This window comes from Micromonospora sp. L5, assembly GCF_000177655.2.
Classification (GTDB): domain Bacteria; phylum Actinomycetota; class Actinomycetes; order Mycobacteriales; family Micromonosporaceae; genus Micromonospora; species Micromonospora aurantiaca.
This window is the reverse complement of record NC_014815.1, coordinates 497,948-519,587: the sequence shown is the minus strand read 5'-3', so window position 1 is coordinate 519,587 and position 21,640 is coordinate 497,948. Positions and strand designations below refer to the sequence as shown.

General features: G+C 71.9%; 19 protein-coding genes. 12 read left to right on the top strand and 7 right to left on the bottom strand.

What is annotated here, in order from left to right; translation table 11 throughout:
• Positions 1-116: 116 nt before the first annotated feature.
• A complete protein-coding gene (locus tag ML5_RS02560; RefSeq protein WP_013473637.1) occupies positions 117-554 on the bottom strand; it encodes a hypothetical protein in 438 nt (145 codons plus the stop codon).
• Positions 551-2,401: a PspC domain-containing protein gene (locus ML5_RS02555; protein WP_013473636.1), complete on the bottom strand. Its 1,851-nt coding sequence runs from the start codon at positions 2,399-2,401 to the stop codon at positions 551-553. Before ML5_RS02555 ends, ML5_RS02560 begins: the two co-directional genes overlap by 4 nt.
• A gap of 176 nt (positions 2,402-2,577) precedes the next feature.
• Between ML5_RS02555 and ML5_RS02550 the strand changes: the two genes are divergently transcribed.
• The 7 genes from ML5_RS02550 (at position 2,578) to ML5_RS02520 (ending at position 10,930) form a co-directional block, all read left to right on the top strand.
• Positions 2,578-3,828 (top strand): ATP-binding protein, encoded by a 1,251-nt coding sequence (locus ML5_RS02550; RefSeq protein WP_083816918.1) that lies wholly within the window; start codon positions 2,578-2,580, stop codon positions 3,826-3,828.
• A 1-nt stretch (position 3,829) separates the two neighbouring features.
• Positions 3,830-4,507, top strand: coding sequence for a response regulator transcription factor (locus tag ML5_RS02545; protein WP_013473634.1), 678 nt, complete (start codon positions 3,830-3,832; stop codon positions 4,505-4,507).
• A gap of 586 nt (positions 4,508-5,093) precedes the next feature.
• A complete protein-coding gene (locus ML5_RS02540) occupies positions 5,094-6,737 on the top strand; it encodes an ABC transporter substrate-binding protein (RefSeq protein WP_013473633.1) in 1,644 nt (547 codons plus the stop codon).
• Between the two features lie 144 nt (positions 6,738-6,881).
• Complete coding sequence (locus ML5_RS02535) at positions 6,882-7,808, top strand: ABC transporter permease (protein ID WP_013288523.1); 927 nt, start codon at positions 6,882-6,884, stop codon at positions 7,806-7,808.
• A 75-nt stretch (positions 7,809-7,883) separates the two neighbouring features.
• Positions 7,884-8,867 (top strand): ABC transporter permease, encoded by a 984-nt coding sequence (locus tag ML5_RS02530; RefSeq protein WP_013473632.1) that lies wholly within the window; start codon positions 7,884-7,886, stop codon positions 8,865-8,867.
• Between the two features lie 25 nt (positions 8,868-8,892).
• Positions 8,893-9,921: an ABC transporter ATP-binding protein gene (locus ML5_RS02525; RefSeq protein WP_013473631.1), complete on the top strand. Its 1,029-nt coding sequence runs from the start codon at positions 8,893-8,895 to the stop codon at positions 9,919-9,921.
• Positions 9,914-10,930 (top strand): ABC transporter ATP-binding protein, encoded by a 1,017-nt coding sequence (locus tag ML5_RS02520; RefSeq protein WP_013473630.1) that lies wholly within the window; start codon positions 9,914-9,916, stop codon positions 10,928-10,930. The genes ML5_RS02525 and ML5_RS02520 overlap by 8 nt, the downstream gene beginning before the upstream one ends.
• 85 nt (positions 10,931-11,015) lie before the next feature.
• Here ML5_RS02520 and ML5_RS02515 read toward each other — a convergent pair whose 3' ends face one another.
• Positions 11,016-11,369 carry a chorismate mutase gene (locus tag ML5_RS02515; protein WP_013288519.1) on the bottom strand — a complete coding sequence of 118 codons (354 nt, stop codon included), beginning with the start codon at positions 11,367-11,369 and terminating at the stop codon, positions 11,016-11,018.
• Between the two features lie 289 nt (positions 11,370-11,658).
• Here ML5_RS02515 and pcrA point away from each other — a divergent pair, with 289 nt between their 5' ends.
• Positions 11,659-14,070 (top strand): DNA helicase PcrA, encoded by a 2,412-nt coding sequence (pcrA, locus tag ML5_RS02510; protein WP_013473629.1) that lies wholly within the window; start codon positions 11,659-11,661, stop codon positions 14,068-14,070.
• Positions 14,071-14,140: 70 nt separating this feature from the next.
• Here pcrA and ML5_RS02505 read toward each other — a convergent pair whose 3' ends face one another.
• Both ML5_RS02505 and ML5_RS02500 read right to left on the bottom strand, forming a co-directional pair.
• Positions 14,141-14,914: a M23 family metallopeptidase gene (locus ML5_RS02505; protein ID WP_013473628.1), complete on the bottom strand. Its 774-nt coding sequence runs from the start codon at positions 14,912-14,914 to the stop codon at positions 14,141-14,143.
• 250 nt (positions 14,915-15,164) lie between these two features.
• Positions 15,165-15,875 carry a M23 family metallopeptidase gene (locus ML5_RS02500; RefSeq protein ID WP_013473627.1) on the bottom strand — a complete coding sequence of 237 codons (711 nt, stop codon included), beginning with the start codon at positions 15,873-15,875 and terminating at the stop codon, positions 15,165-15,167.
• Positions 15,876-16,277: 402 nt separating this feature from the next.
• Here ML5_RS02500 and ML5_RS02495 point away from each other — a divergent pair, with 402 nt between their 5' ends.
• From ML5_RS02495 to sucD, 3 genes are all read left to right on the top strand, one after another.
• Positions 16,278-16,682, top strand: coding sequence for a cobalamin B12-binding domain-containing protein (locus ML5_RS02495; RefSeq protein ID WP_013288515.1), 405 nt, complete (start codon positions 16,278-16,280; stop codon positions 16,680-16,682).
• Positions 16,683-17,137: 455 nt separating this feature from the next.
• Positions 17,138-18,316, top strand: a complete 1,179-nt coding sequence (gene sucC / locus ML5_RS02490; protein ID WP_013288514.1) for an ADP-forming succinate--CoA ligase subunit beta — start codon at positions 17,138-17,140, stop codon at positions 18,314-18,316.
• Positions 18,317-18,318: 2 nt separating this feature from the next.
• Positions 18,319-19,206 carry a succinate--CoA ligase subunit alpha gene (sucD, locus tag ML5_RS02485; protein WP_013288513.1) on the top strand — a complete coding sequence of 296 codons (888 nt, stop codon included), beginning with the start codon at positions 18,319-18,321 and terminating at the stop codon, positions 19,204-19,206.
• A 56-nt stretch (positions 19,207-19,262) separates the two neighbouring features.
• Here the strand turns inward: sucD and ML5_RS02480 are convergent, their stop codons facing one another.
• On the bottom strand, positions 19,263-19,532 hold the full coding sequence (locus tag ML5_RS02480; RefSeq protein WP_013288512.1) for a hypothetical protein: 270 nt from the start codon (positions 19,530-19,532) through the stop codon (positions 19,263-19,265).
• 158 nt (positions 19,533-19,690) lie between these two features.
• On the opposite strand from ML5_RS02480, the gene ML5_RS02475 reads away from it, so the two are divergent.
• On the top strand, positions 19,691-21,007 hold the full coding sequence (locus tag ML5_RS02475; protein WP_013473626.1) for a DUF6350 family protein: 1,317 nt from the start codon (positions 19,691-19,693) through the stop codon (positions 21,005-21,007).
• Positions 21,008-21,077: 70 nt separating this feature from the next.
• On the opposite strand, the gene ML5_RS02470 is transcribed toward ML5_RS02475, so the two are convergent.
• On the bottom strand, positions 21,078-21,638 hold the full coding sequence (locus ML5_RS02470; protein ID WP_013473625.1) for a DUF4190 domain-containing protein: 561 nt from the start codon (positions 21,636-21,638) through the stop codon (positions 21,078-21,080).
• Positions 21,639-21,640 lie beyond the last annotated feature (2 nt).

The window sequence follows — 21,640 nt, the reverse complement described above, 5'->3', positions numbered from 1 at the left end:
GCTCCGGCGACCCGGCCGGCGGCTCCGGCATGGTCGGGGTGCGCGGGCCGGCCGGCGGAGACGAGATCTCCGCCGACCAGCATAGGCCGCGTCCGGAGGGCGCCGCAGTGGCGCGGTCAGGCCGGATCCCCCGGCGTACGGCGCTGCGGAGCCGCCTCGTCGGCCGGTGGATCGAGCGGCGGCAGTTCGCGGGTGGCCGGTTCCGCGGAGTCGGTCGTGGCCTCGGTGGCCCACTCGTCGGCGCGGTCGGGCGTCTCCGGGCCGGCGATCGTCTCCGCGCCGCCGGCGGTCTCCGCGCCTGCGGCCGGGGAGCCGTACGGCGCCGAGACCGTGACGTCCGGCGCGGGCTGCGTGGTGGGCTGCTCCGGGGGGCGGCCCGAGCGCAGCGCGCCGATCAGCCCGAGCAGTCCGATCAGCACCAGCCCGCCGGCCAGGAACCAGCCGACCGGGGGTACGGAGAGGCCGAGGATCCGGGCCAGCAGCCACCAGACGGACAGGCCGAGGAAGACGAGTCCGAAAGCGAACGACACGATGTCGGTACGGTGTGCCTTCACCGGGTCACCTCCAGCTTGCCGGCGTTCACGTGGACGTAGAGGCGCAGCTTGCCGCCACCGGGACCGTCGGCGCCCGGGTCGGTGGTCTCCCACTGACGACCGCCGAGCCCGCCGCTGCGCCGGCCGAAGACAGTGGCGTCGCCGGCGTTCACGTCGGCCACAGTGGTCACGTCGACGTCCGGCGGTACGACAACTGTCGCGTTGCCGAGGTTCACGTCGACAGTCACCTGGACGTCCTGCTTGTCGAAGTCGATCCCGCGCAGGTCGAGCGTCGCGTCACCGAGGTTGTTCTCGTACCGGTCGGCCAGGTCGCGCAGGTCGGTCGGCGCCCAGGTGACGTTGCCGTCGATGCCGCGTACCCGGTCGTAGGACTCGGCGACGGTGGCGATGCCGAGCGCCGCCGCTGTCACCAGGCCCAGGGCGATCAGCCAGCGGGCCCGGCCGAACCAGGTGCCGACGAGCAGACCGAGGCCGATGGTCGCGAGTACCGCGGCGAAGTAGCCGGCGGCGCCGACCGGGAAGACGTCGAGCAGGTCGAGCATTGCGACCATGCCGAGCGCCAGGAAGATCAGCGAGAACGTGATCGCGCCGAGCGGCGAGCGCTCCTTGGGCCGCTTCGGCGGTCGCGGCGGCCGGACCGGTGGCGGAAAGGGCGGCGGGACGGGCGGCGATCCGGCGTACGGGCCGTGCGGGGCGAACGGCGGCCGGTAACCGCCGGGCGGCAGCGGTGCGCCCACCGGCGCGGGCGGCGGCACGGCGGCCGGCTCGTCCAGCCGGGCCCCGGCGTCCCGCGCGCCCGGCCAGGCCGGGTTCGCGCCGTACGCGGGCCAGGTGGCGGTGTCGGCGACCGGGCCGGTCACGTGCTGCATCGCGACGGTCGTCGGCTCGGACGGGCCCGGCCGGGTGCCGGCCGCGGCGGGCCAGCCCGGCGCCGGCAGCGTCGGGTAGCCGGTAGTAGGCCCGGGGTGGCCCGGCTCGCGCTCCGCGTCTGACGTGGCCGGGTGCCCCGGCTCGGACGGCGCCGCCGGCGGGTAGCCCGGCTCGGACGCGGACACCGGCGGGTAGCCGGGCTCGGAGGCGGGCGCCGGCGGGTAGCCGGGCTCGGCGGGCATGCCGCCGGACGGCGCCGCCGCGGGGTGTGCCGGTCCGGCGGGTGTGCCGGTCCACTGTGCCGCGGGGGGAGCCGCGGTCCAGGTGCCCGGCGCCGGGGCCGGCGGCGCGGGCCAGGCCACCGGTGGTACCGGACCCGGCGGGGGACCGTGCGGCGGCGCTGGCTGAGCCGGCCGCTGCGCCGGGCCGCGCTGCTCGCGGTTGAGCAGGAGCGCGCCGCCGATCAGGATCACCGCGCCGAGCAGGATCGCCCGGAACCCGTCGGTGACGACGTAGGCGAAGCCGAGCGCCACCACGATGCCGAGCACGATCACCGTGATCGGGGACATGCTGGACCGGCCCCGGCCGAGCATGGCCTCCACCGGCGAGGCGGTGTCGCCCTCGCCGGGGATGATCAGCCAGCCGGCGACGTACACGATGATCCCGATGCCGCCGAAGAAGCCGAGCACGGCCAGCAGCACTCGCCACAGCACCGGGTCGGTGTTCGTGGCCCGGCCGATGGCGGCGCACACCCCGGCCAGGTAGCGGCCCTCACGGGGGCGTACCAGGCCGTACCGGGTGGTGAAGCCGGCGGCGCCGGGCGGTGGGGCGTATCCACCGGGTGGCGGACCGCCGAACGGCGTGCCGCCGCCGGGCGGCGGGGGCGCCTGGTCGGTGGGTGCCGCTCCCGGCGGGGGCGGCGGGGCGTCCTGTGCTGCCGCCCAGGGGCGGGGCGGACGGGCAGCGTCCTCGTTCATGCCTTCGATACTGCTGCCCCGGCCGCCCGAGCAGCCTCCGGACCCGACCCTGACCCCCCCCTGAGATCCTCCGCCGGTGAAACTCCGGGGCGTCCCCGTGGTCCCGGGCGTCGCGGCCGTGTGACGATCGGGGCGTCGGCGCCGCCGGCGCGTCCGCCTCGACCTGGGAGCCTCCGATCAGCAGCACCCCCGCCCCGCACGCCCCGCGCCTCTACCGGGCCACCGACCACCGGCTGGCCGCCGGGGTGGCCGCGGGCATCGCCGAGCACCTGGGCATCCCGGTGCTGCGGGTACGCGTGGCGTTCATGGTGCTGCTCGGGCTGAGCGGTCTCGGCCTGTTGCTCTACGCCGCCTTCTGGGCGGTGGTCCCGCCCCGCCCCGGCGACACCGCCGTCCCGCCCCGCCGCGACCTCGCCCAGCTGCTGCCGTTCGTGGTGATCGGGCTCGGCGTGCTGCTGCTCCAGGTGGTCGCGTTCAACTCGGTGGGCGCGGCCGGCACCGCCGGCTGGCTGGTGGCGATCATCGCGGTCGGCGCGGGCGTCATCTGGCACCAGTCCGCCCCGGAGCGCCGCCGGCAGTGGGGCGACTCGGCGGTGCCCTGGCTGGGCGCGGTGGTGGAGGAGAGCGACAGGCGCGCGTTCGTGCTGCGCTTCATCGGCGGCGGCGTGCTCGTCGCGGTGGGCATCATCGGCGTGGCGGCCGTCTACTCGCCGGCGCAGAACTTCGACGCGGTGCTCAACGGCGTGATCTTCGCGCTGGTCGGGCTGGCCGGCGTGGGTGTGGTCACCGGTCCGGTGCTCTGGCGCACCTGGAACCAGCTCCGCTCCGAGCGGGAGGGCCGCATCCGTGAGCAGGAGCGCGCCGAACTGGCCGCGATGGTGCACGACCAGGTCCTGCACACGCTGGCCCTGATCCAGCGCAACGCCAGCGACGTCAAGACGGTGCAGCGGCTGGCCCGGGGTCAGGAGCGCTCGCTGCGCAACTGGCTCTACAAGCCGACCGCCTCGCCCACCGAGCGCTTCGCGGCCGCCCTGGAGCAGGCCGCCGCCGAGGTGGAGGACACGTTCGCCATCACCGTCGAGGTGGTGGTGGTCGGCGACCGGGAGACCGACGAGCGGGTGGGCGCGATCGTGGCCGCCGCCCGGGAGGCCCTGGTCAACGCGGCCCGCCATGCCGGTGTGCAGACCGTGTCGCTGTACGCCGAGGTGGAGCCGGAGCAGGTGAGCGTGTTCGTCCGGGACCGGGGCAAGGGCTTCGACCCGGATACGGTGGAGAATCACCGGCACGGCGTCCGGGGCTCGATCATCGGACGGATGAAGCGGCACGGCGGCCGGGCGGAGATCCGGTCCGAGCCGGGGGAAGGGACCGAGGTCCGGCTGATCCTGCCGATCAGCGGCTCCGGCTCCACGGCGGAAAGGGACAAGTGACATGTCCGAGCAGGAACCGGTCGAGGGTACGGCGCCGAGCGGGCCGCTGCGGGTGTTCCTCGTCGACGACCACGCGATGTTCCGGGCCGGCGTCCGCGCCGAGCTGGGCACGCGCGTGGAGGTGGTCGGTGAGGCCAGCTCGGTGGCCGAGGCGGTGACCCGGATCGCCGCCACCGCTCCGGACGTGGTGCTGCTCGACGTGCACATGCCCGACGGTGGTGGCCGCGCGGTGCTGGAGGCGATGCGGCGTACCCACCCGCAGGTGCGGTTCCTGGCGCTGAGCGTCTCCGACGCCGCCGAGGACGTGATCGGCCTGATCCGCGCCGGCGCGCGGGGGTACGTCACGAAGACGATCTCGCCGGAGGAGCTGACCGACGCGATCCGGCGGGTGGCCGACGGCGACGCGGTGTTCAGCCCGCGGCTGGCCGGGTTCGTGCTCGACGCGTTCGCCTCCCGGCCGGACGCGCCGGTGGCCGACCCCGAGCTGGACCAGCTCACCAACCGCGAGCGCGAGGTGCTGCGGCTGCTCGCCCGGGGGTACGCGTACAAGGAGATCGCCAAGGAGCTGTACATCTCGATCAAGACGGTCGAGACGCACGTCTCCAACGTGTTGCGCAAGCTCCAGATGTCGAACCGGTACGAGCTGTCCCGGTGGGCCGCCGACCGCCGGCTGGTCTAGGAACCGACGCCCGCCCGGGGGCGGGGCCTCGGCGACCTCGTACCCCGGGGGTGCCGGTGGTGCCCGCTCGGTCGGCATGGCATCATCCGGACGGACAAAAAACCCGGCAGTCGGGTGCTCGCGAAGGGGGCCGACGCCGGCGCGGTGAACGTCACAGCCTCCCGTGTCGCAGGGACGTCCGTCGACCTGTCTGTGCCCGTCTTGCCTGTTCAGGGCCCTATCGTCCGTGCGCTTTGTGATCTTTTCTCAAGTATCGGCAACGTGGCGACCAACTAACGGCTTGATAACGGCACCTTCACGGAAAGGGCCGGTTGGTGTCACAGTGGCAGCACCTCACCCCCCGGTGTGAGGCATCTCGTCGGGCCTGCCGACCACGTGACGCCGTCTTTCGCGCCGCCGCGTGGTCGCCGACCCTGCGCGGTGTCTCGTCCAGGGTGTGGCGCCCGGCGGATCGGTACCCCTGGGGTGTCCCGAATTCCTCTGCGGTAAACCGGCGTCCTGCGGTTCGGGTCGCCGGTGGTGTCACCCCCAAAGACGTGCGTGAAACTCACGACGGAACCAGGTTAGAAAGAGGAGGCCCCTCGGAATGAGAGTCTCGAAGCGGGCGAGCGGCGCGCTCGCGGTGGGCGCGGCATTCGCGCTCGTCGCGTCCGGCTGCTCCAGCGGGAACAACGACGGTGGCGACGCCGGCGCCAGCAAGGACGGCGCGATCGTCATCGACGGCACCCAGCCGGAGAACCCCCTGGTTCCGGCGAACACCACCGAGACCGGTGGCGGCGCGATCATCGACTGGATGTGGAGCGGTCTGGTCGAGTACCCCAACAACGGTGGGGCGCCGCAGAACCTGCTCGCCGAGTCGATCGACACGAGCGACTCGAAGGTCTTCAAGGTCAAGATCAAGCAGAACACCAAGTTCCACGACGGCACCACCGTCAAGGCCGAGAGCTTCGTCAAGGCCTGGAACTGGGCTGCGTACGGCCCGAACGGCGCGCAGAACGCCTCCTTCTTCTCCGACATCCAGGGCTTCGACGAGGTCTACACCGAGGACCCGGACGGCCCGGACGGCCCGCAGAAGGCCCCGGAGCCGAAGGCCAAGGAGATGTCCGGCCTGAAGGTCATCGACGACTGGAACTTCGAGGTCACGCTCTCCGCGCCGACCGCCGTGTTCCCGACCAAGCTCGGCTACAGCGCCTTCGTGCCGCTGCCGGACGCGTTCTTCTCGTCCACCCCGGCTGACTTCGGCAAGAAGCCGATCGGTAACGGCCCGGTCAAGCTCGTCTCCTGGCAGGACGACGTCGAGATCAAGCTGACCCGCTTCGACGACTACAGCCTGCGCGACAAGATGAAGATCAAGGACGTCACCGTCAAGATCTACCAGGACGACGTTGCCGCCTACAACGACCTGGTTTCTAACAACCTGGACTTCCAGCAGCAGGTTCCGGTCTCCGCGCTGGCCGGTGAGAAGTGGAAGACCGACCTGGCCGAGCGGGCCATGGCCTCGACGACCCCGTCGACCGGCATCATCGCCTTCCCGATCTACGACAAGCGCTTCCAGAACCCGAAGCTGCGCAAGGCGATCTCGCTGTCCATCGACCGGCAGTCGATCACCGACAAGATCTTCTTCGGTACCCGTAAGCCGGCCGACAGCTGGGCCAACCCGCTGACCCCGGGCGCCGAGCCGGGCAACTGCACCGCCTGCAAGTTCGACGTGGCCCAGGCCAAGCAGCTCCTCCAGGAGGCCGGTGGCTTCCAGGGCAAGCTGACCCTGTCGTACAACGCGGACGCCAGCCACAAGGAGTGGATGGAGGCCGTCGCCCAGCAGATCAAGACCAACCTGGGCATCGACGCCGTTGCCGTCGGCGTGCCGACCTTCGCGGTCTTCCGCGCCAACATCAACGCCTACAAGATGACCGGTGCCTACCGGGCCGGCTGGCAGCAGGACTACCCGGACGTGGAGAACTGGATCAACCCGCTCTACGTCACCGGTGGTTCCTCGAACGACGGCAAGTACAGCAACCCGCAGGTGGACGCCCTCGCCAAGGAGGCCTCCGCGGCCCCCAGCATCGAGGAGGCCCACAAGAAGTTCGCTGAGGCCGTCAAGCTCATCGACCAGGACGTCCCGTCGATGCCGATCTACTTCGGTGGCCAGCAGTCCGGCCACTCGGAGAAGATCAAGAAGCTGGAGCTGACCAACGTCGGCGAGCTCGACATCACCTCGGTCGAGCTCTGATCCGAACGGTCTGACCCCGGGTCGGGCTCGCCTACCGGTGAGCCCGACCCGGGGCCGTTCCGCGAGGGGGTGTACAACGGACCCCTCGCACGTTGTCGCCGCCGCGCCGGCTCACCCGGCGCTCCCTGTCTGGAGGACCACCCCATGGGCCGTTATCTCTTGAGACGGCTGCTGCAACTCGTGCCGGTGTTCATCGGCACGACGTTCCTGATCTACTGGCTCGTCTGGTCGGTGCCCGGTGACCCCTTCGCCGGCAAGTGCGGCGACCGCGGTTGCCCCCCGAACTACCGGGCCATGATGACCGAGAAGTACAACCTCGACGAGTCGATCTGGGTGCAGTACGCCAGCTACATGAAGAACCTTCTGCAGGGTGACTTCGGTATCACGTTCGGCGGTCGCGAGATCAGCGACATCATCGCCACGTCGTACCCGAACACCCTGAAGCTGGCGGTGGTGGCCCTCGCCATCGAGGCCGTGATCGGTCTCGGCGCCGGCATCCTGACCGGTCTGCGGCGCAACGGCTTCCTGGACAACCTGGTCCTGGTCTCCACCCTCTTCCTGATCGCCCTCCCGGTCTTCGTCATCGGCTTCGTGCTGCAGTGGCTGCTCGGCGTGAAGTGGGGCATCATCAACCCGACCGTGTCCAACGAGATGCGGTTCAGCGAACTGATCGTGCCGGGCTTCGTGCTCGGGAGCGCATCGATGGCGTACATCGCCCGGGTGGCGCGTACGAGCATCGCCGAGAACCGGCGTGCCGACTACGTCCGCACCGCGATCGCCAAGGGTCTCCCGATGCGCCGCGTGGTCGGCGTGCACCTGCTGCGCAACTCGCTCATCCCGGTGGTCACCCTGCTCGGCACCGACCTCGGCGCGCTGATGGGTGGCGCGATCGTGACGGAGGGCATCTTCGGCATCAACGGCATCGGCCGGCAGGTGCTCCGCTCGATCGTCACCAAGGAGAGCGCTACCGTTGTCGGCATCGTTGTGGTGCTGGTGCTCGTCTATCTCATCATGAACCTGGTGGTGGACCTGCTCTACGCCGCCCTCGACCCGAGGATCCGCTATGAGTGACCGCCGCAGCGTACGAAACGTCCCAGCAGTCTGCGCGGGCAACCACGCCCGTGCCGAGCGCAGCGAGGTACGGGCATGAGTGACCCGAATACCGCGTCGATCGTGTCGACGCCGCCCGCGACCATGCCCACCGAGGCGGGGTCGGGCGCGCCCACCAACGCGGGCCTGCCGGAGAGCGCGAAGCAGAACAAGCCGCGTGGCCTGCTCGGTGACGCCTGGATCGACCTGCGCCGCAAGCCGCTGTTCTGGATCTCGGCGACGATCATCCTGGTCTTCCTCGTGATGGCGGCCTTCCCGTGGCTGTTCACCTCCGGCGACGCGGTGAACGGCTCGCTGGACCGCAGCCGGGTCGAGCCGTCGTCGGCCGCCTGGTTCGGCTACGACGTGCAGGGCCGCGACGTCTACGCCCGGGTCATCTACGGCGCCCGCGCCTCGATCGTGGTGGCTGTGGTCTCCACCTTCCTGACGCTGCTGGTCGGCGGCACGATGGGCATCATCGCCGGCTACCGCGGCGGCTGGGTGGACGCGCTGCTCTCCCGCATCGCGGACATCTTCTTCGGCCTGCCGTTCGTGCTCGGCTCGATCGTCATCCTGACCACGTTCAACGGGTCCGGCACCGACAACGGCGAGTGGACGATCATGGGGCTGGTCATCCTGTCCCTGAGCGTGCTGAGCTGGCCGGTCGTGATGCGGCTGATGCGCTCCTCGGTGCTCGCCACCAAGGAGGCCGACTACATCGTCGCGGCCCGCGCGCTCGGCGCCGGCACCGGCCGGATCATCCTCAAGCACCTGCTGCCGAACTGCCTGGCCCCGCTGCTGGTCTACGGCACGATCATGGTCGGCTCGTTCATCGGCGCGGAGGCCACGCTCTCGTTCCTGGGCATCGGCCTGAGGCACCCGGTCGTCTCCTGGGGCATCATGATCAGCGAGGCGCAGAACTACATCCGGGTCTCGCCCTACCTGCTGTTCTTCCCCGCCGCGTTCCTCGTCGCCGCCGTGCTGAGCTTCGTCATGCTCGGCGAGGCGGTCCGCGAGGCCCTCGACCCGAAGCTCCGATAGGGGAACTGAGTTGTCCGACATTCTCGTGTCCGAGCAGTCCGCCCCGGGCGCCGACGGATCCGGCCGCCCCTCGGGCCGCCTGCTCGAGGTCGACGACCTTCGGGTGGAGTTCCGCACCCGGGACGGCGTCGCCAAGGTCATCAACGGAGTCACGTACCACGTCGACGCGGGGGAGACCCTCGCCGTGCTCGGCGAGTCCGGCTCCGGCAAGAGCGTCACCGCGCAGACCATCATGGGCATCCTGGACACCCCGCCCGGCTTCGTCACCGGCGGAAAGGTCCGCTTCCACGGCAAGGACATGCTCACCATGTCCCCCGAGCAGCGGCGGCGGATCCGGGGCGAGGGCATCGCCATGATCTTCCAGGACTCGCTCTCGGCCCTCAACCCGGTTTTCACAGTCGGCTTCCAGATCGCCGAGCAGTTCCGCATCCGCCGCGGCATGAGCCGCTCGGACGCCAAGAAGCGCGCGATCGAGATGCTCGACCAGGTGAAGATCCCCAACGCCAAGGGCCGGTTCAGCAACTACCCGCACCAGTTCTCCGGCGGTATGCGGCAGCGCGCCATGATCGCCATGTCGCTGGCGCTGGACCCCGAGGTGCTGATCGCCGACGAGCCCACCACCGCGCTCGACGTGACCGTGCAGGCCCAGATCATGGACCTGCTCGGCGAGCTCCAGCGGGAACGGCAGATGGGCATGATCCTGATCACCCACGACCTCGGCGTGGTCGCCGACGTCGCGGACCGGATCGCGGTCATGTACGCCGGCCGGATCGTCGAGGAAGCCGACGTCTACGACCTGTACCGCAAGCCGGCGCACCCGTACACGCTCGGCCTGCTCAACTCGATCCCGCGGATGGACGAGAAGGGGCAGGAGCTCCGCACCATCAAGGGCCTTCCGCCGAACCTGATGAACATCCCGACGGGCTGCGCGTTCAACCCGCGCTGCCCGATGGCGCAGCCGATGTGCCGGGAGAAGGTCCCGCCGCTGCTGCAACTGGGCAACGGCCGGGCCAGCGCCTGCCACTTCGCCGAGGAACTGGTGAACCGTGACTGAGAACATCATCGAGGTTCGTGACCTGGTCAAGCACTACCCCGTGACCCGGGGCGTGGTGTTCAAGAAGACCATCGGTCACGTCAAGGCGGTCGACGGCGTCTCCTTCGACCTCAAGGCCGGCGAGACGCTCGGCGTGGTCGGCGAGTCCGGCTGCGGCAAGTCGACGCTGGCCCGGGTGCTGATGAACCTGGAGAAGCCGACCGGCGGCCAGGTGCTCTACAAGGGCCAGGACATCTCCAAGCTCTCCGGTGGCGCGCTGCGGCGGCTGCGCCGGCAGATCCAGCTGGTGATGCAGGACCCGTACACCTCGCTGAACCCCCGGATGACGGTGGGTGACCTGATCGGCGAGCCGTTCGAGATCCACCCCGAGGTGGCCCCGCGCGGCAGCCGGCGCAACAAGGTCAAGGAGCTGCTCGACCTGGTCGGCCTCAACCCGGAGCACATCAACCGGTACCCGCACCAGTTCTCCGGCGGTCAGCGGCAGCGCATCGGCATCGCCCGGGCGCTGGCGCTGCGGCCCGAGGTGATCGTCTGCGACGAGCCGGTGTCGGCCCTGGACGTCTCGATCCAGGCCCAGGTGATGAACCTGCTGGAGAAGCTCCAGACCGAGTTCGGGCTGTCGTACGTCTTCATCGCCCACGACCTGTCCGTGGTGCGGCACCTCTCCGACCGGGTCGCCGTGATGTACCTGGGCAAGATGGTGGAGATCGGCACCGAGGACGAGATCTACGAGCGGCCGACCCACCCGTACACCCAGGCACTGCTGTCGGCGGTGCCGGTGCCGGACCCGACCGTACGGGAGAGCAAGGCCATCATCCGGCTCCAGGGCGACGTGCCCTCGCCGGTCAGCCCGCCCTCGGGCTGCCGGTTCCGCACCCGGTGCTGGAAGGCGCAGGACGTCTGCGCCCAGGAGGTGCCGCTGCTCCAGATCCGGCCGGGCTCGGACCACCCGAGCGCCTGCCACTTCGCGGAGAAGCGGGAGATCGTCGTCACCCACGAGGTGGCCTGATCCGTTCCGGACCGCCTGCCGGCGTCAGCCCGACGCCGGCAGGCGGTTCGTCGTCTCCGTGGCCGTCACAGCGCCTCCGTGGCCGTCACAGCGGGCCGCGGCCGGCGCGCAGCAGCAGGAGCGCGAGCTGGGTGCCGTCGGCGCCGAGTTCGGACCGGAACCGCTCCAGGATCTCCCGCTCGCGGGAGAGCACCAGCCGGGTGCCGCCGGACGCCATCCGGGTCGCGCCGACCTCCTGGGAGAGCGCTGCCCGCTCCTGCCAGAGCGCGATGAGGGTGCGGTCGATCTCGTCGATCCGCCGCCGGATCTCGCCGATCCGTTCCGCCGCCGCCGCGTCGTCGGTGCCGGTCCGGGCCGCCGCGGCGCCGGTCGGGTCGCCGCCGGCCGGCCGGTCGTGCCGCGCCAGGCTGCCGCTGGACTCCACCACGTCAGTCATCATCGTCGTCCCTCTCGGGGCTCGGGCCCGGTACCCGGATCCCGGGACGGAAAAGCCCCGGGCTCGGGGAGCCCGGGGCGTTTTCGTAGGTCTGTGATCAGGCGCGACCCACGGCTGCCGGACTCCCGGTGCCGTAGTAAAAGTAGAAGCGCTGATCGAACACGTCGTCGAGTATGCCGACCACCCGGGCGGGCGCGCAAGAAGACGCACCAACAGGTGAGACGTGACGGCGTGCGCCGGGCGGCGGCGCGGGCGGGGAAGTGTCCGCCCGGCGGCATAGACTCGGGCTGCGATGCATCCTCTCTTCGACATTCCCACATCCCCGCCCGCGCCGGAGTCCCCGCCCGCGCCGGAGTCCCGGCCGACCCCGCCGCGCCGTCCCGGGGGCGCCGGGTCGGACCCGGCCGCCCTCCTCGACGGCCTGAACGGCCCCCAACGGGACGCGGTGACCCACGCCGGCTCCCCGCTGCTGATCGTGGCCGGCGCCGGGTCCGGCAAGACCCGGGTGCTGACCAACCGGATCGCCTACCTGCTCGCCGCCCGCGACGTGCACCCCGGCGAGATCATCGCGATCACGTTCACCAACAAGGCCGCCGGTGAGATGAAGGAGCGGGTGGCCGCGCTGGTCGGCCCGCGCGCCCGGCTCATGTGGGTCTCGACGTTCCACTCCGCCTGCGTACGCATCCTGCGGGCCGAGCACGAGCACGCCGGCCTGAAGTCGACGTTCTCGATCTACGACGCGGACGACTCGCGCCGGTTGATGCAGATGGTCGCCCGCGAGCTGGATCTGGACCCGAAGCGCTACCCGGCCCGGGGCCTGGCCGCCCAGGTGTCGAACCTGAAGAACGAGCTGGTCGACCCGGAGGAGTTCGCCGGCCGGGCCAAGGGGCCGAACGAGCGGGCGCTGGCCGAGGCGTACACGCTCTACCAGCGGCGGCTGCGCGAGGCGCACGCGCTGGACTTCGACGACCTGATCATGACGACTGTGCACCTGCTCCAGTCGCACCCGCACGTGGCGGAGAGCTACCGGCGCCGGTTCCGGCACGTGCTGGTGGACGAGTACCAGGACACCAACCACGCCCAGTACGTGCTGATCAAGGAACTGGTCTCCGGTACCGAGGGGATCCCGCCGGCGGAGCTGTGCGTGGTCGGTGACGCCGACCAGTCGATCTACGCGTTCCGCGGCGCGACCATCCGCAACATCCTGGAGTTCGAGCGGGACTTCACCGACGCCCGCACGATCCTGCTGGAGCAGAACTACCGCTCGACCCAGACCATCCTCAACGCCGCCAACGCGGTGATCGACCGCAACACCTCCCGCAAGCCGAAGCGGCTGTGGAGCGACGCCGGGTCCGGCGAGCAGATCGTCGGGTACGTCGCCGACACCGAGCACGCCGAGGCCGACTGGGTGGCCCGGGAGATCGACCGGCTGGTCGACGACGGCGAGACCCGCCCGGGCGACGTGGCGGTGTTCTACCGCACGAACGCCATGTCCCGTGTGTTCGAGGAGGTGTTCATCCGGGTCGGCCTGCCCTACAAGGTGGTCGGCGGGGTGCGCTTCTACGAGCGCAAGGAGGTCCGCGACGCGCTCGCGTACCTGCGCGCCGTGGTCAACGACGACGACACGGTCAGCCTGCGCCGGGTCCTCAACACCCCGCGCCGGGGCATCGGCGAGCGGGCCGAGGCGTGCGTGGAGGCGCTGAGTGCCCGGGACCGCATCTCCTTCGGCGCCGCGTTGCGCCGGGCCAAGGACGCGCCGGGCATCTCCACCCGGGCGGCGAACGGCATCGCCGAGTTCGTCGCGCTGCTCGACGCGGCGCGGGAGCTGGCCGGCACCGGCACCCCGGAGGAGGTGCTGGAGGCGGTGCTGACCCGCTCCGGCTACCTGGCCGAGCTGGAGGAGAGCCTCGACCCACAGGACGCCGGCCGGGTGGACAACCTCCAGGAACTGGTGAGCGTCGCCCGGGAGTACACCGAGCGGATCGAGGCGCTCGGCGCCGACGACGAGCGAGCCACGCTCGCCGGCTTCCTGGAGCAGGTGGCGCTCGTCGCCGACGCCGACCAGATCCCCTCCGACGACCCGGACCACCAAGGGGTGGTCACGCTGATGACGCTGCACACCGCCAAGGGCCTGGAGTTTCCGGTGGTCTTCCTGACCGGCCTGGAGGACGGCGTCTTCCCGCACCTGCGCTCGCTCGGCGACACCCGCGAGCTGGAGGAGGAGCGGCGGCTGGCGTACGTGGGCATCACCCGGGCCCGCCAGCGTCTCTACCTGTCCCGCGCGGTGACCCGGTCGGCCTGGGGCGCGCCCGCCTACAACCCGCCGTCGCGGTTCCTGGAGGAGCTGCCGCCCGAGCTGGTCCGCTGGGAGCGCACCGAGGGGTCGTACACCTCGTGGGGCGGCGGAGGCGGGGGCGTCGGCGGCCGGGCGGACCGGCTGGGCCGCAGCGGCTTCGCCGGCGGCACGCCCAAGGCGACCGAGCTGGCGAAGCGGCTGGGCGTGGACGCCAGCCGGCTGGCCACCGCGAGCGAGCTGAAGCAGGCTCCGAAGGTCGCGGTGGGCGACCGGGTCAACCACCAGCGGTACGGCCTGGGCCGGGTGCTGGCGGTGGAGGGGGCCGGGCCGGGTGCCCGGGCCCAGATCGACTTCGGCGACCAGACCATGTGGCTGGTGCTGCGGCACGCCCCGATCGACAAGCTCTGAGCGTCAGGCGGACGGACCGCAGGCGCGGCCGGGCAGGAGACCGGCCCGGCCACGCCGGTGGACCACTGCGTCAGCAGGCCACGCCGATGCCCCGGGCACGCAGGAACGGCGCCGGGTCGATCTGGTTCCACATCGCGCCCTGGTGCACCTCGAAGTGCAGGTGCGGGCCGGTGGAGTCGCCGGTGGAGCCCTCGTACCCGATGACCTGACCGGCCTTGACCGTGTCGCCGACGCCGACGGCGAGCCGGCTCTGGTGGGCGTAGTGGGTCAGGTAGCCGTTGTGGTGGTCGATGAAGACCGAGATGCCGTAGCCGTCGCCCACGTCACCGGCCTTGACCACGGTGCCCGCTGCGGCGGCGTGGATCGGCGTGCCGGCCGGCATGGCGAAGTCGATGCCGGCGTGCTGGGTGCCCCAGCGGGGCCCGTAGCACGACGTGATGTCGGCGCCCTTCATCGGGATGACCCAGGTGGGCTTCTTCGCCACTGTCGTCTTCTTCGGCTTCGGCTTGGGTTTCGCCGTCGCCGTCTTCTTCGGTGCCGGGCTGGTCGCGCTCGCGCTCGGGCTCGGCGACGGGCTGGCCGGTACGGCGGACGGGGTGACCGGCTCGCGGGCCGAACGGTCGGCGCGGTCGGCGTCGTCGGCGCGGGCCGCTACGCCGAGGTCGACGGCGGCCGGCGTCGGGTCGGACGGGGCGGTGGTGACGACCACGCCGCCGATGCCGAGGCCGAGCAGGGCCACCGCGCCGGTGACCACGTAAACGGTGCGCCGGGCGCGGCGCGGGCGCCGGTGCCGGGCGGGAGCGTTGTCCGGGGTGGGGCTGCTGTGCTGCACGGGATCCTTCATCGGTTCGAGGGGCACGTGACCTCGAAATACTGGTGTCGGTGCAGGTCGCAGCGGGTATCGGGGGTGCGGAGGCGGTGGCCCGCGCCGCCACCGCGCGTCCGGTTTCGGACCGGCCGGCCGGTTCGATCGAAGAGACGATCATTCGGTGATGTGCTCCCGCTCACACCGGCCGGTGTGACGTGGCAGACATCGGCACAGACGAAACCGCCCGGACCGTGCGGTCCGGGCGGTGACGGGGCGGTACGGAGCGTCAGGACGCGGCTACGTCGCTGTAAACTGCCTCGACTTCGAGCTGAATGTCCACTCCGCGATCCTTGAGGAACGCCACCGGGTCCTGCGGCTGGCCCTTGACATGGATCTCCAGGTGCAGGTGGGAGCCGTAGGAGTGGCCGGTGTTGCCGACCAGGCCGAGCTGGTCGCCGGCCTTCACCTCCTGGCCCTCCTTGACCGTCACCGCGGAGGAGTGGCCGTAGATGGCCTCGCTGCCGTCGGAGTGCTGGACGATGACGGCGTAGCCGTAGCCGCCGAACCAGCCGGCCTTGGTGACGGTGCCGGCGTGGACCGCCTTGTAGGGCGTGCCCTCCGGGGCGACCAGGTCGATGCCGGTGTGCAGCTTGCCCCACCGCATGCCGTAGGGGGACTTGAAGTCGTAGCCGTGCAGCGGCAGGAGCCACGGGTCCTGCTCGGCGGCCTTGCTGTCGGAGCGGTCGGCACGGGACGGGCGCTCCGCGCTGTCGGCGCGGGCGGCGGCGTCCTGGCTGGCGATCGAGGCCTGCCGGAGCTCGTCGAGGACCGACGGGCTGACGCTCTTGGCGTCGGGGAGGGCGTTCGCGCCGATGGCGACGATGCCGGCGCCGACGAAGGCGGTGGTGACCACCGCGGCGTAGCGGCTCCGCGGGGGGGTGGGTACGCGGCGGCGGCCGCGATAGCGATCGGGCTCAGACGACAGGCGCTGGCGCACGCACACCCTCCGTTGTCGGGGATCCGATGCGACTCCGGACCGTTCGGTGAAGCTCGGTCGAACCTCCGGTGCCGCGTCGTCACCCGTCCGTGGACCTGATGACAACCGTGGACACGTTAGCCAACCGCCACTCCTGTCACAAGCCGAAGCGCCGAAATGCTGATTCGTTATGTCCAATTCCATCCGACCTTGTCATAGCTCGTGCCGCCGGTCGGATGGTATGTCGACTGCCCATTCGTCGCGGACAGTGACCGAACGGCGGAGGTGTCCGGCTTTCCGCGTACCCGGGTGGGCGGTAGTGGGCCGGCTCGTATGTGGGAAGGTCCGGCCCGGCTTCCCGCCTCCGGTCCGGCCGGGTTACCGTTCGTTCAGGTCAGGAGTGCCGGTGAAAGGTGTGCGCAGATGAGCTCTCGTATCCGGGTCGTCGTCGCGAAGCCCGGCCTGGACGGCCACGACCGGGGGGCGAAGGTGGTCGCCCGCGCCCTGCGTGACGCGGGCATGGAGGTCATCTACACCGGCCTGCACCAGACGCCCGAGCAGATCGTCGAGACCGCCATCCAGGAGGACGCGGACGCGGTCGGCCTGTCGGTGCTCTCGGGCGCGCACATGACGCTGTTCAAGCGCGTCGTCGAACTGCTCACCGAGCGGGACGCCACCGACATCGTGGTGTTCGGCGGCGGCATCATCCCCGAGGCCGACATCCCGGAGCTGGAGCGGCTCGGCGTCGCGAAGATCTTCACCCCGGGCGCCACCACCGGCTCGATCGTCGAGTGGGTGCGGGAGAACGTCGCCCAGCCGGTCGGCTGACCCCGCCCGGTTCCCGGCCCCTGCGTGCCCGGCCCCCGCGTTTCCGGCTCCGGGCACGGGGGGAGGGGCCGGACGCACCCCTCACACGCCCGGCCCCTCTATGCACGATGCCCCGCCGCCACCCCTCGACCGACAGGGCATCGGCCGCTCCCGTCGCCGCGCTTGACCAGCGCGCCGACATCACACTCAACGACGCCCCCGACGGGCGGTTACGCCCGGGCCCGGACATCCCCCGGACGGCTGACGCCCCCGTGCGCCGGGGCCTCAGTGATCGGCCCGGCCGAGCCCGGTCTGTGCATTACCGCACACCCCGCACCCGCTCGGTTGCCGCCCGTTCCCATCTCGTTAGGCTGCGGCAAATGGCCTGTCTCATCTGATGACAGGCGTCAAACTGATTTTCCGAAGCTGGTGGCGGCGCGACGGCGCGCCGCGGAGACGGGACGGGACGCGCAATCGTGGACCTGTACGAGTACCAGGGGCGGGACCTGTTCGAGCGGCACGGCTTGCCCGTGCTCGCCGGCGGCGTCGCCACTACCCCGGAGGAGGCCCGCGCGATCGCCGAACGCCTCGGCGGCCGGGTGGTCGTCAAGGCGCAGGTGAAGGTCGGTGGCCGCGGCAAGGCCGGCGGCGTGAAGCTGGCCGAGGGCGCGGAGGAGACGGTGGCTCGGGCCACCGACATCCTCGGCATGGACATCAAGGGTCACACCGTCCACAAGGTCATGATCACCGTGACCGCGGACGTGGCCGAGGAGTACTACTTCTCGTACCTGCTCGACCGGGCGAACCGCACCTTCCTCTGCATCGCCAGCGTGGCCGGCGGTATGGACATCGAGCAGGTCGCGGCCGAGACCCCGGAGCGGGTCGTGAAGGCGCCGATCGACGCCAACACCGGCGTGGACGAGGCCAAGGCGCGCGAGATCGTCACCGCGGCCGGCTTCCCGGCCGAGATCGCCGACCAGGTGGTCGAGGTCGCGGTCAAGCTGTGGCAGGCGTTCGTGGCCGAGGACGCCACGCTCGTCGAGGTGAACCCGCTGGCCACGACCAAGGACGGCAAGCTGCTGCTCCTGGACGCCAAGGTCACCCTGGACGAGAACGCCGGGTTCCGGCACCCGGACCACGAGGCCCTGGTCGACCAGGCGTCGGTGGACCCGCTGGAGCAGGCCGCGAAGGCCAAGGACCTCAACTACGTCAAGCTCGACGGCGAGGTCGGCATCATCGGCAACGGCGCGGGCCTGGTCATGTCCACGCTCGACGTGGTCGCGTACGCGGGCGAGCGGCACGGCGGCGTCAAGCCGGCCAACTTCCTCGACATCGGCGGCGGCGCGAGCGCCGAGGTGATGGCGAACGGCCTGGAGATCGTCCTGTCCGACCCGTCGGTCAAGAGCGTCTTCGTCAACGTCTTCGGCGGCATCACCGCCTGTGACGCGGTCGCCAACGGCATCGTGCAGGCGCTGGCGCTGCTGGAGCAGCGCGGCGAGAAGGCCACCAAGCCGCTCGTCGTGCGCCTCGACGGCAACAACGCCGAGGCCGGCCGGGCGATCCTCGACGGCGCGGCCAACCCGCTGATCCAGCGGGTCGACACCATGGACGGCGCGGCCGAGCGGGCCGCCGAGCTGGCAGCTGCGGGGGTCTGACAATGGCTATCTGGCTGACCAAGGACTCCAAGGTCATCGTGCAGGGGATGACCGGTTCCGAGGGCTCCAAGCACACCCGGCGGATGCTCGCCGCCGGCACCAACGTGGTCGGCGGCGTGAACCCGCGCAAGGCCGGCACGACCGTCGACTTCGACGGCACCGAGCTGCCCGTCTTCGCCTCCGTCGCGGACGCGATGAAGGAGACCGGCGCGGACGTCACCGTCATCTTCGTGCCGCCGCAGTTCACCAAGGCCGCCGTGGTCGAGGCGATCGACGCCGGCATCGACCTGGCCGTGGTGATCACCGAGGGCGTGCCGGTGCACGACACCGCCGCGTTCTGGGCGTACAACCGGGCCCAGGGCGAGCGCACCCGGATCATCGGCCCGAACTGCCCGGGCATCGCCTCGCCGGGCGCGTCGAACGCCGGCATCATCCCGGCCGACATCACCGGCTCCGGCCGGATCGGCCTGGTCAGCAAGAGCGGCACGCTGACCTACCAGATGATGTACGAGCTGCGCGACATCGGCTTCTCCACCTGCGTCGGCATCGGCGGTGACCCGATCATCGGCACCACCCACATCGACGCCCTGGCCGCCTTCGAGGCGGACCCGGAGACCGACGCGATCGTCATGATCGGTGAGATCGGCGGCGACGCCGAGGAGCGGGCGGCCGAGTTCATCAAGGCCAACGTCACCAAGCCGGTGGTCGGCTACATCGCCGGCTTCACCGCCCCGCCCGGCAAGACCATGGGCCACGCCGGCGCGATCATCTCGGGCTCGGCGGGCACCGCCGACGCCAAGAAGGCGGCGCTGGAGGCGGTGGGCGTCAAGGTCGGCAAGACCCCGACCGAGACCGCCAACCTGATGCGGGAGATCATGTCCGGCCGCTGAGCGGCCGAGCGACGTGTCGAGGGGGCCGACCGGGGAACCGGTCGGCCCCCTCGCGTTCAGCGATACCAGTACGGGTAGTACGAGTTGCCCCGGGCGCGCACGATGGCGCTGGCGACGATGTTGATCACGCCGAACGCGATGGCCAGCCAGCCGAGCAACTGCGACCGGCCGTTGCGCCGGGCGTCGCGGATCGACAGCGCGCCGAAGACGATGCCCAGGATCCCGCAGCAGAGCAGGCCGAAGACGATGCCGAGGACGCCCCAGAGCGTGGTCCGGTCCCGGCCGACGGCCGGTGGCGGCGGGGGCGGCGGATACGGAGCGTGCACGGCTTCCTCCGAGCGGTCGGCGCCGCGACGGGAACGGTCGCGTCTGAGGCCGAGGCTAGACCGGATCACCACCGCGGGACCGGGGTTCGGCGAACTCGCCACGCTGCCGACCCGGTATCGGACTGCCGTCCTTCCCGCGGCGTGCCAGAGTAGACACGATGTCACGCGTCACCCCTGACCAGCCCCGCCGTCCGGCCACCGGTCCCCCCGCCGGCGCCCGGCCGCCCGGCCGTGCCCGCCCGGCCGCGCGGGTGCCCGCACCCCGATCGGGTGAGGAGCCCCGCAGCCGGGCCCCGCTGCCGGTCGCCGCCGGGGTGGCCGCGCTCTGGGCGGCGCTGACCTCCTGGCTGCCGGTGTCCGCCGTGCTGGGCCTCGCCCAGCTCAGCGAGGACGCCGGATCGTTCGGCGGCGCGTTGCGCGCCGGCCTGGCCGGCTGGCTGCTCGGGCACGGGGTGCCGTTGCAGACCACCGCCGGGCCGCTCGGCCTGGCGCCGCTCGCGCTCAGCGCGCTCGCCGTCTGGCGGCTCACCCGCGCCGGGGTGCACGTCAGCCGGGCCGTCGGCGCGCGCGGGGCCGGCTCACCCCGCCAGGCGCTCACCGTCGCGGTCGCCGTCGGCATCGGGTACGCGCTGCTCGGCGCACTCGCCGCGTTCGCTGTCGACGCGGGCGGCCTGCGGGTCTCCCCGGTCACCGCCGCGCTCACGTTCGCCGCGTTCGGCGTACCCGCCGCCCTGGTCGGCGCGCTGCGCACCACAGGTGTCTGGGCGCTGCTGGCCGAGCGCTGCCCACCGCCGGTGCGCGACGGTCTGCGTACCGGACTGGTGGCGGCGCTGCTGCTGTGCGGCGCGGGTGCCGGTGCGGCCGGGCTGGCGGTGGCCACCGGTGGCGGCGACGCGGCCGACATGATCGGGGCGTACCGGACCGGGGTGGCCGGTCAGGCGGGCATCACACTGGTCAGCCTCGCCTACGCGCCGAACGCGACCGCCTGGTCGGCGAGCTACCTGCTCGGCCCTGGGTTCGCGGTCGGCACCGACACCGCCGTCCGCACGAGTGAGGTCTCCGTGGGCGCGCTGCCGGCCGTACCGCTGCTGGCGGGCCTGCCGCGCGGCCCGATGGACGGGCTCGGTGGCGCGCTGCTGGCCGTGCCGGTGCTGGCCGCGATGGCGGCCGGCTGGCTGCTGGCCCGGCGGCTGCTGCGCGCGGCGGCCGAGGAACGCACCGAGGTGGGCTGGCCGGCGCTGCTGCTGCCGGCCGCGCTCGCCGGACCGGTCGCGGGCGCGCTGCTGGGGCTGTTCGCGGCGGCCTCCGGCGGGTCGCTCGGCGGTGGCCGGCTGGCCGAGGTCGGGCCGTCACCGTGGGCGGTGGCCGCGGTGGCCACGCTCGTGATCGGAGTGGGCGCGGTGCTCGGCGCCGCCGCCACCCGCACGCTGACCTGCCCGACCCCTCCGCCCCGCGCCACCCCGGCTCCCCGCTGACCTCGCGGCGCGGCTCGGGAACGCGAGAGGGGCGCCCACCGGATGGTGGACGCCCCTCGTCGGACGCCGGTCAGGCGCCGAAGTTGTTCATGTTGATCGCCGCGCCCGCGATGGCGCTGACGATGCCGACGACCACGCCGACGGCACCGCAGATCAGGGCGGCCCGGGCCTGGCCGGCGTTGCTGGCCTCACCGGCCTGGACCTTCTTCTGGCCCAGCACGCCGAGGACGACGGCGACGATGCCGGCCGGGACGCCCAGCAGCGGGCAGCACAGGCCGAGCACGATCGACGCGATGCCGACGATCATGCCGGCCAGGCCCATGGTGTTGTTCTGGCCCTGGCCCTGCCCCGGCCCGCTGGGGTAGCCGGCGGCCGGGTACTGCGGCGCGGCGCCGTACGGCTGCTGCTGCGCGTACGGGTCCTGGCCGTAGGCGGGCTGACCCGACGTGGGCTGGCCGTACGGCTGGCCCGAGGTCGGCTGCTGGCCGTACTGCGGCTGCTGCCCGTACGGGGGCTGCTGGCCGTACTGCGGGGCCTGCGGCGGCTGCGCGTACGGGTCGTGCGGCTGCGCGTTCGGATCCTGGTTCGGCTGCTGGCCGTACGGGTCCTGTCCGGGGTAACCGGGCTGCATGT

What these genes read in the sequence shown, in the direction of transcription:
- ML5_RS02555 (WP_013473636.1), bottom strand. Translation starts at nt 2,401, where the DNA reads ATGAACGAGGACGCTGCCCGTCCGCCCCGCCCCTGGGCGGCAGCACAG.
- ML5_RS02545 (WP_013473634.1), top strand. Translation starts at nt 3,830, where the DNA reads ATGTCCGAGCAGGAACCGGTCGAGGGTACGGCGCCGAGCGGGCCGCTG.
- ML5_RS02540 (WP_013473633.1), top strand. Translation starts at nt 5,094, where the DNA reads ATGAGAGTCTCGAAGCGGGCGAGCGGCGCGCTCGCGGTGGGCGCGGCA.
- ML5_RS02535 (WP_013288523.1), top strand. Translation starts at nt 6,882, where the DNA reads ATGGGCCGTTATCTCTTGAGACGGCTGCTGCAACTCGTGCCGGTGTTC.
- ML5_RS02530 (WP_013473632.1), top strand. Translation starts at nt 7,884, where the DNA reads ATGAGTGACCCGAATACCGCGTCGATCGTGTCGACGCCGCCCGCGACC.
- ML5_RS02515 (WP_013288519.1), bottom strand. Translation starts at nt 11,369, where the DNA reads ATGATGACTGACGTGGTGGAGTCCAGCGGCAGCCTGGCGCGGCACGAC.
- pcrA (WP_013473629.1), top strand. Translation starts at nt 11,659, where the DNA reads ATGCATCCTCTCTTCGACATTCCCACATCCCCGCCCGCGCCGGAGTCC.
- ML5_RS02505 (WP_013473628.1), bottom strand. Translation starts at nt 14,914, where the DNA reads ATGAAGGATCCCGTGCAGCACAGCAGCCCCACCCCGGACAACGCTCCC.
- ML5_RS02495 (WP_013288515.1), top strand. Translation starts at nt 16,278, where the DNA reads ATGAGCTCTCGTATCCGGGTCGTCGTCGCGAAGCCCGGCCTGGACGGC.
- sucD (WP_013288513.1), top strand. Translation starts at nt 18,319, where the DNA reads ATGGCTATCTGGCTGACCAAGGACTCCAAGGTCATCGTGCAGGGGATG.
- ML5_RS02475 (WP_013473626.1), top strand. Translation starts at nt 19,691, where the DNA reads ATGTCACGCGTCACCCCTGACCAGCCCCGCCGTCCGGCCACCGGTCCC.
- ML5_RS02470 (WP_013473625.1), bottom strand. Translation starts at nt 21,638, where the DNA reads ATGCAGCCCGGTTACCCCGGACAGGACCCGTACGGCCAGCAGCCGAAC.